Raw genomic sequence first — 14,151 nt, 5'->3', positions numbered from 1 at the left:
CCTGTCGGCAAAGGATAGAGTAATGCATTTAGACAAAGAATGAAAATATCGTTAATTAGAGAGGAATGATTGATATGACTACACCATTTCCGAAAGACTTCCTATGGGGCGGCGCTGTAGCAGCCAACCAACTTGAAGGAGCTTATAATACAGATGGCAAAGGTCTGTCTGTTCAAGATGTAATGCCACACGGGATTACAACGCCTAGAACGGAAGCACCTACAGAAGATAACCTGAAACTGATCGGAATTGACTTTTACAACCGCTACAAAGAGGATGTTAAACTGTTTGCTGAAATGGGCTTCAAAGTGTTCCGTACATCTATCGCTTGGTCCCGTATCTTCCCTAAAGGTGATGAATTGGAGCCAAACGAGAAAGGTCTGCAATTCTATGATGACCTGTTCGATGAGTGCCACAAATACGGGATTGAACCACTCGTAACAATCTCTCACTATGAGACACCACTGCACTTGTCCAAAACGTATGATGGCTGGGTTAACCGTAAAATGATCGAGTTCTACGAGCGTTATGTAACAGTGCTTTTCAACCGTTTCAAAGGTAAAGTGAAATACTGGCTGACGTTTAATGAAATCAACTCCATCCTGGAGGAGCCATTCATGAGCGGCGGGATCTATACGCCAAAAGCAGAACTGTCCAAACAGGATCTGTACCAAGCGATCCATCACGAATTGGTAGCCAGTGCGCTGGCTGTTAAACTGGGTCATGAAATTATGCCTGAAGCCAAAATTGGCTGTATGGTACTGAGCATGCCTACGTATCCGTTGACTCCGAACCCGGATGATGTGGTTGCAGCGATGCATGCGGAACAGCGCAATGATATCTTTGCTGATATCCATGCACGTGGTTATTATCCGAAATACATTAATCGTTATTTCAAAGCAAATAATATCAATATCAAGTTTGAAGATGGCGATGCTGAAATTCTGAAGCACACCGTAGACTTTATCTCATTCAGTTATTATGTAAGTATCTGTGAGACAGGTGATCCGGAGAAACGGGTTGAAGGAAAAGGAAACCTGTTCGCAGGTGTGCAAAACCCTTATCTCAAAGCGAGCGAGTGGGGCTGGCAGATTGATCCGCAAGGATTACGCGTAACGCTGAACAAATACTGGGACCGTTATCAAAAACCATTGTTTATTGTCGAAAATGGCCTGGGTGCAGTCGATGAGCTGATCACGGACGAAAATGGCAATAAAACGGTGAATGATGATTACCGTATTCAATACTTGAATGACCATCTGGTACAGGTGGGCGAAGCTCTTGAGGATGGCGTAGAAGTGATGGGTTATACGTCATGGGGCTGTATTGACTTGGTAAGTGCTTCAACAGCAGAGATGAAGAAACGTTATGGTTTCATCTATGTAGACCGCAACAATGACGGTTCAGGAACACTGGATCGTTACAAGAAAAAATCATTCCATTGGTACAAGGAAGTTATTAGTACAAATGGCGCAAGTCTTAAGAACAACTATGAGTAAATACTAGTTCTATAAGCCCAGTTGTACAAGCACCTTCTAATGTCACATTAACGCACATTAACCGCTTTCACAAAAACATTGTCATATGGATAATTATATGGTAAGATGGGCCTAAGGCTAATGAATACTGGATTGTTACTGTTCAATCAGGCAAAACCAGAAGCGGGGCATATTTCGTGACCTGCTTTGGTTTTGCCTTTTACTACTTTGACGGTGCAAGGTGATGTGAAGAAATGAAAATTGAGAAGGTGCTGAACAACAACGTAGTTACCGTAATTGATCCGGGAGGAAACGAACTGGTCGTTATGGGACGTGGAATTGCCTTCAAAAAGCATACTGGTGAATCGATTGACGAAAGTCTCGTCGAAAAAATATTCTCGCTTGAAAGTAAGGAAGTATCACAGAAACTTAAAACACTTCTGTCTGATATCCCGGTTGAATATGTCGAATGCTCGGATGAGATTATCCGTTATGCCGAGACGGTGTTAGGTGAGAAGCTGCATGAGAGCATCTACATTTCACTGACGGATCATATTCATTTTGCCATTGATCGACATCGTCAAGGATTGCAGATCCGTAACGCATTGTTCTGGGAGATCAAGCGCATGTACCGAAAGGAATATGCCATTGGACTCAAGGCGCTACAGATTATTGAGGAAACGTTAGGTGTCCTGTTACCCGAAGACGAATGCGCATTCATTGCAATGCATCTGGTTAATGCCCAGATGAACGGTGAGATGAGGGAAACGATCAGTATTACGAACATTGTTAAGGACATACTTAACATCGTAAGACGTAGCTTTGTGATTGAACTTGATGAAGATTCATTGAGTTATTATCGGTTTTTAACTCATCTGAAGTTCTTTGCCCAACGTGTGTTGCAAGGAACAGCGATTGAAGATAAAGAAGAAGATAACCCGCTTCATGACTTGGTGAGCAAGCAGTATCCTGAAGCACATGCATGTGCAGTAAGGATCAGTGACTATACGCGTAAGATCTATAATCGGGTGTTGTCCAAGGAAGAAATACTCTATCTGACCATTCATATTGAACGAGTTGTCAGAAATGAACAAACAATTGAATAAAATTGGGATTGTTACTGCTAAAAAGGCAAAACCTAAACGTTGAATAATGATAAGCTTTTCTGCTTTGTCATTATTCAGTGTTTAGGTTTTTTTTTAACCTTCATTACACATAAAAGGAGCAAAACACAATGGATAAACAACAATTGTCCAAGGATATTTTAAAGCTTGTTGGTGGCGAAGAGAATATCGATCAAGTCACACACTGTATGACAAGACTCAGATTTAACCTGAATGACAACCAAAAAGCGGACAAAGCGACGCTAAAAAATACACCAGGCGTTATGGGCGTGATGGAAAACGGTGGACAGTTCCAGGTTATCATCGGTAACGATGTGCCTGTCGTGTATAACGCACTTGTTGGCAACATGTCCAAATCACCAACTACAGATAATGCATCATCAGGTGCTTCAACTGGAGAAAAGAAAAAGAGAAATCCAATAAGTGCGCTGTTCGACTTTATTTCAGGTATGTTTACACCAATTCTGCCTGCAATTACGGGTGCAGGTATGATCAAGGGTATCGTGGCCATCTTTGTCGCACTTGGGTGGTTGTCCGACACTAGTTCAACCTATATCATTTTGTCGGCGATTGGTGACGGTGCATTCTACTTCCTGCCGATCATTCTGGCAATCAGTGCTGCCCGTAAACTGGGTAGCAATATGTATATTGCCGCAGCGCTCGCAGCAGGGATTATGCATCCGACCATTACAGCACTACTGGCGGATGGTCACAACTCATCATTTATGGGGATTACAGTCATAGCGGCAACGTATTCTTCTACAGTTATTCCGATTGTTCTAGCAGTTTGGATTGCTTCTTATGTAGAGAAAGCCGTTGATCGTGTAACACATGCTTCACTTAAACTCTTGGTTGTTCCAACGGTTACCTTGTTGATTATGGTTCCACTGACATTGATGACAGTAGGTCCATTGGGTACGGTTCTTGGTAATGGTTTGTCCGGTGGTATTTCATGGTTGTTCGATAACATGTCCATCTTCGCAAGTATTCTGATTGGTGGTACGATGTCACTGCTAATCATTACAGGTATGCACTATGCATTGCTGCCAATCGTAGTTGGTTCGATGACAACACTGGGTTACGACTTTATTATTCCACTGATGTTTGCAGCTAACTTGGCACAAGGTGGTGCAGCATTTGGTGTAGGTCTCAGATCGAGAAATGGCAAAACCAAATCCCTTGCATATTCCACAGGTCTTACGGCTATCATGGGGATTACGGAACCAGCGATGTATGGTATCAACATGAAGTTCAAAAAACCGTTTATTGCAGCCCTTATCGGGGGAGCGATTGCTGGTGGATTCATGGGTATCTTCAATGTTAAATCGTACGTTATTACAGGACTTGCAGGTCTGCCGAGTGTGGCAGCATTTATCAGTCCAGCAATTAGCACACTGCTCTATGCTCTGGCTGGTGGTTTGATTGCTATCGTAGCTGCAGCAGTACTGACGTACATTCTTGGATTCCAAGAAGAAAGTGCAACAGAGCCAGCACCAGCAGCTGAGCCGGCAACACCAGCAGCAACAACTTCTGCTGTTGTAACTGAAGAAGCAAAAGCACAAGATGAGCAAATCTTCAGCCCAATCACAGGTGAAGTTAAACCGCTGAGCGAAGTGCCAGACCCTGCGTTCTCTGAAGAGATTATGGGTAAAGGATTTGCGATTCAACCATCTGAAGGACGTGTGGTTTCTCCAATTAACGGTACTGTGTTCTCGTTATCGAAGAGCGGACATGCCATTGGTTTGGTAAGTGATACAGGCGCAGAGATGTTGATTCATATCGGGATTGATACCGTGAAGTTGAAAGGCCAATTCTTCTCGCCTAAAGTTCAAGCAGGTGTGAAGGTTGCCGTAGGTGATGTACTGATGGAGTTCGACCGGGAACAGATCGAAAAAGCTGGTTATACAACGATTACACCAGTTATTATTACAAACATGCACCAGTATGAGTCGATTGAGTCTGCTGGTCGCACTACGATCAAAGAAAAAGACTTGTTGTTCACAGCTAAAGCTTAACCATAGAAATGAAACAGCAGCTTCACCGGAATGTAATCCGGTAAAGCTGCTGTTTTTTTTGCATATAGCCTTTTACACGGGAAGCATACCCTGGACCAGTTGCACAAAGTGTTGTGCAGGCTTGGACAGATAACGGTTCTGCAGCCAGACCAGCGCCGAGCCAACCGTGGAATGCTGATCCTGGATGCGATATACGTGGAATGGGTGCTCGTGATATAGCTGTAGTACCGTGTGAGGCACGATGGAACTGGCGAAGCCGAGTCGGACCAGTTCCAGCAACATATTAATGTCTGAGCACTCACCCATGATGGAGGGGGTAACCTGATGCTCCCGGAACTTGTCCAAAATTAGCTCGAACATACCGAGTCCTTCTGTGCTTGGCAGCAGTAGAGGGATACCTGTAAGCTGCTCAAAATAAGTCCCCATCTCCGCTCCTGGTCCCATCTCTGTCGGACTATCAAGCGGTGTTGAAGAAATATAGAAGAGTCGCTCCTGTGGCAGGTGCAGCACCTCATAGCGTTCTGTCTGGACGGGCATGCGTACACAGGCGAGTTCAACTTTGCCATCTTCCAGCAGGCGGCATAATTGTGCAGACTCATTTTGCTGAATTTTATAGGTAACCTGTGGATGGGTGGTGCGAAACTGTTGCAGTGCTTGCGGGATCAGGCGATCCGATATGGTATTGATGCCGATGGTGAGTTTGCCCCGTATGCCGTGACGGAAACTTTGCATCTCCATTACAGCTTCCTCCATATATTTGGTCAAGGTGACCGCATAATCATAGAAGCTGCGACCCGCCTGCGTTAGTTCCATCATGCGCCCTTTGCGTTCAAACAACATTACGCCAAGCTCCTCCTCCATTAACTTAAGCTGCTGGCTTAAGGGTGGCTGAGCCATGTGAAGTCTTCGGGCAGCGGCTGTAATCTGTTTTTCCTCAGCAATGGCAATGAAATAGCGACATTGTTTGATATCCAATTGGTTGTACTCCTTCGCCTGCAATGTATATGTAATTCGTATGGAAAGCCAACAAAACATGTATTTTTAATATACTACGATCTTATGTTACCATACATTAGATTTGCATACCTGACTAACAGAGTTTGGTTTCTATATGAATATTACTACATGAGAAAGACCTTGAATTGGAGGATAAAACAACGTGGTTAGAACAATACATGATGCTGCGCAAGCGGGCCATAACGATGAGGTCATTCGATTTATCACACAACAGGGAAGCCGGTTGAATGAACGGGATGCATTGGGGCGAACACCTCTGCTGGCTGCGGTGCACGGTAACAAGATAGACACGGCAAGGATGTTAGTGGATGCCGGAGCCGACATTAATCTTCGGGATGCACGATTGGACAACCTGCTGTTATATGCGAGTGCTGAGGGTATGTATGACATGGTCGAATTGGCGATTACAGCTGGTGCGGATACGAGGTTAACGAATCGTTTTGGCGGCACAGCCCTTATCCCAGCAGCAGATCGGGGCCATGTGGACATTGTGAAGCTTCTACTGACACGCAGTGATGTGGATGTGAACCATATCAACAACCTAGGGTGGACAGCCTTGCTGGAAGCGGTCATTTTGGGAGATGGCGGACCGCGTCACCAGCAGATCGTTGCCTTGCTTTTGCAATATGGAGCAGATCCAAAGATTGCGGATCGGGAGGGGATTACACCGCTTGCACATGCGAGCCGGCATCGGTATGCCGAGATGGAACGACTATTAACCCAAGTCTGAAGAGACTTATACATTTATAATACAGAACAGTGAAAGGATATTCCGAACGAATGAACAGACATCAAGAGCATTTTACACAAAAGAATATGAAGGACGTATCTTCACTGATTTTGGCAGGTATACAGTGGTTTTTCTTCCTGTTTACCAATACCGTTGTTGTTCCGCTATCCATTGGACATAATTTTCATCTGTCTCCGGATGCCATCGCTGCCTCCATGCAGCACGCATTTATCCTTACCGGAGCAGTGTGTATTCTTCAAGCCGTATTTGGTCATCGATATGCGATTATGGATGGTCCGTCAGGGTTATGGTGGGGATTAACGCTAAGTTTGACGGTATCTGCTTCATCGGCCGGTATGAGTCTGGAGCGTATTGGCGGTGGACTGGCTGCAGGTTTTCTGTTAGCGGGACTAACGATGGTGATTCTGGGTTGGCTGGGAGCAGCGCAAGTGCTGCAAAAGCTGTTCACACCTATGGTGAAGAGTGCCATGTTGTTTCTAATGACGATTCAATTAACCATGAATTTTTTCAAAGGTATGATTGGATATACGGAGTTTGGTCGTTTCGATCTGCCTGTTGCCGCATTGTCCGTTGTCATTGCGTTTTTGGTGGCATGGATTCAATTAAAGGGTAGGGGGAAACTGGGGAACTACGCGATCCTGATTGGGATTGTGGCAGGCTGGATCGCTTATAGTCTATTGTTTCCTGGACAGCATAGCGGACAGCCTAATCAGGCCCCGGCAGGTCTCGAACTGTTTCCGTGGGGAGCACCCAGATGGGAACCGGGTATTGTCATTACTGCATTTTTCGTGGGGTTGGTGAACATGACGAATTCGATCACCACATTAAGCACAGTTGAGAAACTATACCGGACAGAAACAACAAGCCGTCAGTATAGGCATTCCTATGCGCTAACGGGTCTGTTCACGATGTTGTCAGCCTGTGTAGGTGTGCTGCCCTTTGGTTTATTTGCATCATCGATCGGATTCTTGGAGAGTACTCGCATCCTGCGTCGTGCTGCCTTGATAATTGGAGCGGGGATGTTATGTATGATAGGTCTTACACCTTCAGTGACAGCATTTTTTGCACAAATACCACCAAGCGTTGGCAGTGCGGTTTTGTTCGTGGCTTATCTTCAGATGTTCGGCACGGCACTAAGAACGCTTGAAGGTACAACGTTTAATTCTAAAACGATCTATCGTGTAGCGCTGCCGGTCCTCACGGGAGTTGCAGTCATGAATATTCCTGCTGAGGCCTTTCAAACCTTGCCCATGTATCTCATTCCGATCATAAGCAATGGTCTCGTCATTGGGGTATTGGTCTCACTGGTTCTTGAAAAAACCGTGAACTGGTCCAAAATGGAACAACCAGCGACAGTAAGTAAAGCGGCATAAAGAGTTTCATCTTGCGACAGTCCAATTTAATTGGGCTGTTTTTTTGTTTTTTTGTTATCAGGCTATATGGCATCTAACTATTTCACAATAATTTTGCCTTGTCCTGCAAGCATTCGCATCTCTCTAGAGAGACGGTCCTGGTTCCCATCCTGCATTTCGAGTTGAACACCATAATGCCATGAGGTATTTTTTTCTTGACCCCAGCGGAGAGTGCCTTCCATATATAGAGGGTCTTCAAAGAGCAGCATATTCATTCCAATCCGAATATCGTTATTCTCTACAGGAAGGGACAGCGGAAATGACAGCTGACAGCCGGATCGACTGATATCACAGAGTTCGGCCTGAATGGGTTTGGCTGGTGCGTTAACCCCGTTGATGCTGAGAATATAGATCTCAAAGTGGATTGGTTCCTTCAATGTGTAGCGAAAGGGTTCTTTTCTATTGTTAATTGACATGGCTTGGCTTCCTCCATCAGGTTCAAAAAAAGTCAGTTATGCTTATATCGACCATTTGGAGCGAGAAATGAAGAGTTGCGCAAGCAGAGATGGTTCATGGGTTCCTTTTACACGTGTATCAGGCTTGATATAATGATGGAATATATTTCTGAGGTCAGACCTGGATCAGACAGAAGGGACGGGTGAATATGAGAGGAACATTTCAAATGGTTACAGATACGGCAACATTGTGCCTTTATGATCTAGCAGCGTTAAAACATCGTGCCGAGGATACTTCGGACTGGTGGTCCATTCCAGTGGATGAGCTGGCTGAAGTGAATGCAGGTCATTGTCTGTTCCTGAATCTGGGTGCGGATGGAGTGTATGAGGTGGAATGGAGCCTGGAGGATGTAGAGGAGGATTCAGATCCAGATCACGCAGCGGAACGGGAAAAGGTGTATCATCTGCAAGTTCCGTCTGGGCACGTCTATCTGGGAGCGGCGGATGATGTCACTGGCGGTGAATTGGAGCCGGATGAGACGTGTGAAGGGGTTCTGTTTCAGTTAAAGCCGGGAAATTATGCGTGTATCGTCTCCAGAGAAGCCAGTTGGATCACCATTGTCATGACACCAAGTGTTCAGGGAAATAATACGCTGGATGAATTAATCCGGATATAGTGTACATATACAAACAGGAGGGATTCATATGCAGGATTGGAACGAGACAACGATGATGAATGCAGATGCCCTACGTAAACGGATGAGAATACTCGCTGCTTTGGATATCATCTTTTCGGAGGAAGAATGGTTACGCGTACATCATTATGAAGATAAACTTCAGCCAGGTGTGGCATGGGGAAGCATCAATAACGGCGCAGGTGATCATCTGCATGTCTTGTTTACGGATTCGGGCACGTTGATCAAAGGATTCGATCATGAGTCACCCTTGAGCCCACATGCTCGTGAGGACGGAGAAATCTATCCGGGCATGTACGATGAAGTGCCGGAGACGTTAATGGTTGTTCTGCGAGATCAGGAGGAAACATTGGATCTGGAGGATGTGACCTTTTGCCTATGGCAGGAAGGGAACGACTTGCCATGGAAGGTTGGTAATTGGATTCAGATGGCGATGACCGAGGAAGACAAAGCGGACGCCAGAGGTGGCGCAGAATTTTTGCTGGGATATTTGGAGAAGAACTCGGTAGATTACGTTGATTGGGCCAAAGGGTACTATGACTTGCCGGATCTGCCGTTGGAAGCCGTAGCTGAAGTATATGAAGAAAAACCGGTGACCGCCAGACTGATTAAGCAGTTGTGTCCTGATCGAGATGTGGCAGCAGTACTGGATGAGTTACAGCAACGCGGGTACGCCGTGGAACAAACGTAATACAGTAGCAAAGGTGGGAGAGTAAGCCATGTACAATGTACAACTTGAGCGTATGCGTGAAAAGTTAATCACTCTTCGAAGCCTGGACCCGGATCTGGACCTGTTTGGCGCAGAGAACCATGAATATGAAATGGGGTCTGTGTGGACGCAGAAGGATATTGCTCAATTTGAACAGAAATGGCGAATTGAGTTGCCGGAGGACTATAAGGTATGGCTTCTTCATATGGGAACGGGTGGTGCAGGGCCTTATTATGGTCTGGAAAACCCGGATGACGGCATATACGCTGTGCTTGGTTATGACGATGAGCTGAACGCGGTCTCGGACCCTTTCCAATTCACGGAAGCATGGAACTGGAACTATGACTGGTTCGATGACAGCAAGGAAGAAGAGGAATGGGAAGCGCTGGAACATGAATATTTTGATCCAAAATGGTCAGCAGGCATGCTGCGCATCAGTGATTTTGGTTGTGGCATATCCATGAATCTGATTGTTAAGGGAGCCTCCTACGCAGAGGTCTGGGTTGATGACCGGGCCAACCGCAATGGAATCTATCCTGATCAGTATTGGGGCAATACGAATCAACTGCATTTTCTGGACTGGTATGAGTTGTGGTTGGATCGTTCGATTCATCAAATGCATGAACAAAAGCAAAATTCTGAAGCGAACGAAGTCTGAAGGAGGTTGTACATATGGGCTGGGAATATGGCTCTGATCGGTAAGAGGTTTGCCTGAAACAGGAGGAGCATATATGGCTAAAAAATCAAAGAGAACAATTCCTGCGCTCATGTATCAGTATCAAGGTCCACAGCGAAATGTGGGTTTTGTTTTATCCCCTTTATACATACAAGAATCGGTTGAAGTAGAGATGGAAGACATGCTATTCATATATAATGAAGACTTTGACTACATTCGTCCTGCATTGGATCGGGCATTTCCCTTAATTGACCCACGAACTGGAGAAGAGATGAAGGCTCTAGATCCCTGTTGGGAGAATCCCATTATGAAGGATGTATGGGCGGAGATTTTGTCAGCGCTGGATCAACAGGTGGTTGCAGAGCCTGAATTACGGAATTTTTTGAATCAGTTCATAGCTTGGGTGAGAAACCATCTGCAATTGGCCGACGGGATCGAAGTCATCGGCAATTTGTAAGTTAGTTGATCTTGGATTGATCATACTTGTGAGTAATTCAGTATATCGGCGGCCGATTGTTATGTAATCAAGCTCCCTCATGATGATGGCGGGGCTTTTTATAATGAACAAATATTAAAAACCGTTTGCTTCACTCACCCGTCTTATACCACAGAAAGAGAGAGAAGGAGGGATGCGGGGTGGAAACAAAAGCAGAGATGAACCAGAGGATCTATGTACAGACCGAAGACGAGACGGAATTTGTGCAATCCATTATGGAACATCAAGATACGCTTATTTCCATTGCCTACAGTTACCTGCGTAATCGGCAAGATGCGCTGGAAGCGGTACAAGAGATGACGTGCCGGGCTTGGATCAAGCGTCGAACGCTGAACAATGAGAAAGCGTTCAAGTCGTGGATCATTCGGATTCTGATCTATGTTTGCATCGATGAACAGAGGCGCCGCAAGCGGGCGACACCACTGGCGAAGGAAGATCTGGAGGACAGCATTCCGGCATCTTGGATGATCAGCGTTGATGATAATCGAATCGCTATGGAATCTCTTTTGCAAAAGGTGAAACCGAAATATCGCCATGTATTATTGCTGAAATATTATAACGACATGACACTGACGGATATTGCCTCCATCCTCGGAAAACCGGAAGGTACGATCAAGACCTGGCAGCATAAAGGACTCCAGCAGTTGCGCAAGTTGATGAAGAACAGGAGGGATTGGCATGACCACTAACCCGGAGGAAAAAGCACTTCTTGCAGACGCATATCAGGTGAAAAGAGAGAAGCAGCACTGGAATCCGGCGGACACAACTGCTGCAATTCAACGTGGTCTCGCAAAGGCCAGAACAAAACGATCAGGTAGGACCGTTCGTATCAAATGGATCACGGCAGTGCTAGTCACGGTTCTGGCTGCAGGTTGGTTTCTTCTTATAGGCCCGCTTGGAAACTATGGGCAACAACCGGCAACATATACTGAGCCTGTAACCGATTGGGGAGTACTAGAACCCTTTCGTGACCTGTTAACTTCGGATATGGACCGTGCAACGATTACTTCAACGCTCAATCATGGGTATGTGCAACTCGTGGATCGGACGGTTACTTCAGGAATATATCAGTTTACCGTGAACGCGGTTATGGCGGATGAGAACAGGATAATCGTATTGTATACCGCCAGAACGGATGCATCGCAAGAGATTTATTCGATAGTCAATACCAAGATGACGGATGCAAGAACAGGTTATGTCCTTGATAACGGAAATATAGGAGGGGGGCATTTCTCGAATGATAAACATACCATTTATGGCCGGAAAACAATTGAGCGAAATCGAAATAAACCGCTGCCTGAGCAAGTGAATCTTCAGTTCCAGCTTTCTTCCTTTGTTCCAGATGTGGTGGGAAGTTTAGAAAAAGGGGAAAAGGAACGGAAATATAAATATTCCAAAAAAATGAATCTTTCTTTTGCGCTGGATCCCAAATTCTCTATCCCTAAAACGGAAATCATCAACGTTAATCGGACTTTTACCCTTGGAGGTTATGAGGTCATGTTGTCCGAAGTTGAGGTATCTCCACTTGTAACTCGGGTCAGGCTTGTTTATGAGCCGGAGCAAGAGATCGATTACAAGACGAAGTTGTTGATCAGTGAGGTCGTTCAGCCCATCGAGATTGTAACTACCTCTAAAGACGGGAAGCAAACCAACTTATCCACGATATTTGGGAGCGGAACGGAAGACGGAATGATGTATACTTTCAGCAGCAATCTGCTGGACAATCCGAAATCGATGGTATTAAAACTTCGTGGTAAACCAGATAAGGTCTATGATGATTTACAAGAAGCCAAGAAGGATGAACTGGAAATCAAAATCAAATAAGACAAACTAACTGGCAAAACTCTTATTCGAATTGGTGGACGTTAGTGAAATAAGAGAAGGGATGTCCCTCAAGTAAAATGTACCCTATAAGATGGACACTTTAAAAAAGGTCATCTTGTAGGGTCTTTTTGTGTACAATGAATAAAAAAACGAGCGGTGGTCAAGCGAATGTCAAAAAAACACTTTACAACTCAAGAGCAAGATCAGTTAAGAAGAAATCCCTATGTGAAAAATGTCAGTGCTAAAGCTATTACGTACACGGATGCGTTCAAAGAACGATTTATTCAAGAATACAGTCAAGGTACGCTTCCCCGTGAGATTTTTCAGGAAGCAGGCTTTCCCCTTGACGTCTTGGGTGCTACCCGGATTCGAAAGGCTTCCAATCGATGGCGTATGGCTTTTCAAGAACAAGGACCTACTGGATTAACTGACGGTAGAAAACACGCCTCAGGCCGTCCGCTGACCCGTGAATTAAGTCTTGAAGAAAAATATGCCCGTTTGGAAGCGAAAATGAAATGGCTTGAAGCGGAGAATGAATTCTTAAAAAAGCTCGATCAACTCGAAAGGCAGATGAGAAAAAAGACATCCAACTAAGTACGCGGCAAAAATTCGAACTGATTCAACAGATGATGCATACATACCCTTTCCAACGCAAGGTGCATGTTCTTTGTGAAATTGCTGGAGTTTCACGTTCGGGCTATTACCAATATTGTAGCAAAGATGCTCGGTTACATCGTCAAAATCAGGAACAAGACGATCAGAAAGTAAAAGCAATCGTTCTGAAAGCCTACCATTACCGTGGAAGAAAGAAAGGTGCCCGTCAAATCAAAATGACGCTGGAGCTCCACTATGGAGTCACATACAATCTCAAGCGAATTCGTCGTGTCATGCAAAAGTACAACATCGTTTGTCCGATTCGCAAAGCGAATCCCGCACGTCGTATGGCCAAGGCCACCCAAGAGCATCGAACCTGTCCTAACACGTTAAATCGAGCTTTTAAGCAAGGGATTGCAGGTAAGGTACTATTAACAGACATCACGTATTTAACGTATGGGAAAAATAAGCGAGCCTACCTATCGACCATTAAAGATGCTGAAAGTAATGAGATTTTAGCTTATGAAGTCTCTGCTTCACTCGGTTTGGACATTGCGATGGAGACGTTGAAACAACTCAAAAAGCATCGTCATCTCACCTCGAATGCGTTGATTCATTCGGATCAAGGATTTCACTATACGAACCCAAAGTTTCAAAAGCTTGTGAAGAACATGGGGCTAGGTCAATCCATGTCGCGTCGAGGAAACTGTTGGGACAATGCTCCACAAGAATCCTTCTTTGGGCATTTTAAAGATGAAACGAATTTCAAAACATGTATGACCCTGGAAGAGGTTAAGCAAGAAGTGAAAAGCTACATGATCTATTACAATCATTATCGAGGTCAATGGAACTTAAACAAGCTGCCGCCTGCGCGATACAGACAGCAGCTTGAAGCAGCCTAACCTTTTTTAATTTGTCCTTTACAAGGGGTACATTTTAAAGGTCGTAAGCCTTGTGATACATCC

The 14,151-nt window shown here is 45.0% G+C and carries 14 protein-coding genes; 12 read left to right on the top strand and 2 right to left on the bottom strand.

Annotated features, from left to right (window positions below; translation table 11 throughout):
- Positions 1–68 precede the first annotated feature (68 nt).
- The 3 genes from MKY92_RS22090 to MKY92_RS22080 all read left to right on the top strand — a co-directional run bounded on the left by MKY92_RS22090 (position 69) and on the right by MKY92_RS22080 (position 4,617).
- On the top strand, positions 69–1,499 hold the full coding sequence (locus MKY92_RS22090; RefSeq protein ID WP_339301876.1) for a glycoside hydrolase family 1 protein: 1,431 nt from the start codon (positions 69–71) through the stop codon (positions 1,497–1,499).
- A gap of 233 nt (positions 1,500–1,732) precedes the next feature.
- Entirely contained in the window at positions 1,733–2,584 is an 852-nt protein-coding gene (locus tag MKY92_RS22085; RefSeq protein ID WP_036668684.1) for a PRD domain-containing protein, read from the top strand.
- Between the two features lie 128 nt (positions 2,585–2,712).
- Entirely contained in the window at positions 2,713–4,617 is a 1,905-nt protein-coding gene (locus MKY92_RS22080; RefSeq protein WP_339297640.1) for a beta-glucoside-specific PTS transporter subunit IIABC, read from the top strand.
- A 72-nt stretch (positions 4,618–4,689) separates the two neighbouring features.
- Here MKY92_RS22080 and MKY92_RS22075 read toward each other — a convergent pair whose 3' ends face one another.
- Positions 4,690–5,592: a LysR family transcriptional regulator gene (locus MKY92_RS22075; protein ID WP_339297639.1), complete on the bottom strand. Its 903-nt coding sequence runs from the start codon at positions 5,590–5,592 to the stop codon at positions 4,690–4,692.
- A 184-nt stretch (positions 5,593–5,776) separates the two neighbouring features.
- Here MKY92_RS22075 and MKY92_RS22070 point away from each other — a divergent pair, with 184 nt between their 5' ends.
- Entirely contained in the window at positions 5,777–6,364 is a 588-nt protein-coding gene (locus MKY92_RS22070) for an ankyrin repeat domain-containing protein (protein ID WP_339297638.1), read from the top strand.
- Between the two features lie 50 nt (positions 6,365–6,414).
- Entirely contained in the window at positions 6,415–7,758 is a 1,344-nt protein-coding gene (locus tag MKY92_RS22065; protein WP_339297637.1) for a uracil/xanthine transporter, read from the top strand.
- Positions 7,759–7,835: 77 nt separating this feature from the next.
- Here the strand turns inward: MKY92_RS22065 and MKY92_RS22060 are convergent, their stop codons facing one another.
- On the bottom strand, positions 7,836–8,213 hold the full coding sequence (locus tag MKY92_RS22060) for a PilZ domain-containing protein (RefSeq protein WP_036617371.1): 378 nt from the start codon (positions 8,211–8,213) through the stop codon (positions 7,836–7,838).
- Between the two features lie 188 nt (positions 8,214–8,401).
- On the opposite strand from MKY92_RS22060, the gene MKY92_RS22055 reads away from it, so the two are divergent.
- The 7 genes from MKY92_RS22055 (at position 8,402) to MKY92_RS22025 (ending at position 14,088) form a co-directional block, all read left to right on the top strand.
- Complete coding sequence (locus MKY92_RS22055; RefSeq protein WP_339297636.1) at positions 8,402–8,869, top strand: DUF6386 family protein; 468 nt, start codon at positions 8,402–8,404, stop codon at positions 8,867–8,869.
- Positions 8,870–8,897: 28 nt separating this feature from the next.
- Complete coding sequence (locus MKY92_RS22050) at positions 8,898–9,578, top strand: hypothetical protein (protein WP_339297635.1); 681 nt, start codon at positions 8,898–8,900, stop codon at positions 9,576–9,578.
- A gap of 28 nt (positions 9,579–9,606) precedes the next feature.
- Entirely contained in the window at positions 9,607–10,254 is a 648-nt protein-coding gene (locus MKY92_RS22045; RefSeq protein WP_339297634.1) for an SMI1/KNR4 family protein, read from the top strand.
- 73 nt (positions 10,255–10,327) lie between these two features.
- Positions 10,328–10,729, top strand: coding sequence for a hypothetical protein (locus MKY92_RS22040; protein WP_339297633.1), 402 nt, complete (start codon positions 10,328–10,330; stop codon positions 10,727–10,729).
- Between the two features lie 179 nt (positions 10,730–10,908).
- Positions 10,909–11,457 carry a sigma-70 family RNA polymerase sigma factor gene (locus MKY92_RS22035; RefSeq protein ID WP_339297632.1) on the top strand — a complete coding sequence of 183 codons (549 nt, stop codon included), beginning with the start codon at positions 10,909–10,911 and terminating at the stop codon, positions 11,455–11,457.
- On the top strand, positions 11,447–12,592 hold the full coding sequence (locus MKY92_RS22030) for a DUF4179 domain-containing protein (RefSeq protein ID WP_339297631.1): 1,146 nt from the start codon (positions 11,447–11,449) through the stop codon (positions 12,590–12,592). The genes MKY92_RS22035 and MKY92_RS22030 overlap by 11 nt, the downstream gene beginning before the upstream one ends.
- 168 nt (positions 12,593–12,760) lie before the next feature.
- A protein-coding gene (locus MKY92_RS22025) for an IS3 family transposase (protein ID WP_260411030.1) occupies positions 12,761–14,088 on the top strand; the annotation gives its coding sequence in 2 pieces (ribosomal slippage) (positions 12,761–13,130 and positions 13,130–14,088; 1,329 coding nt in all).
- The last annotated feature ends 63 nt before the right edge of the window (positions 14,089–14,151 follow it).

The organism is Paenibacillus sp. FSL R5-0623, from assembly GCF_037974265.1.
GTDB lineage: Bacteria > Bacillota > Bacilli > Paenibacillales > Paenibacillaceae > Paenibacillus.
This window is presented reverse-complemented; position numbering and strand designations above follow the sequence as displayed.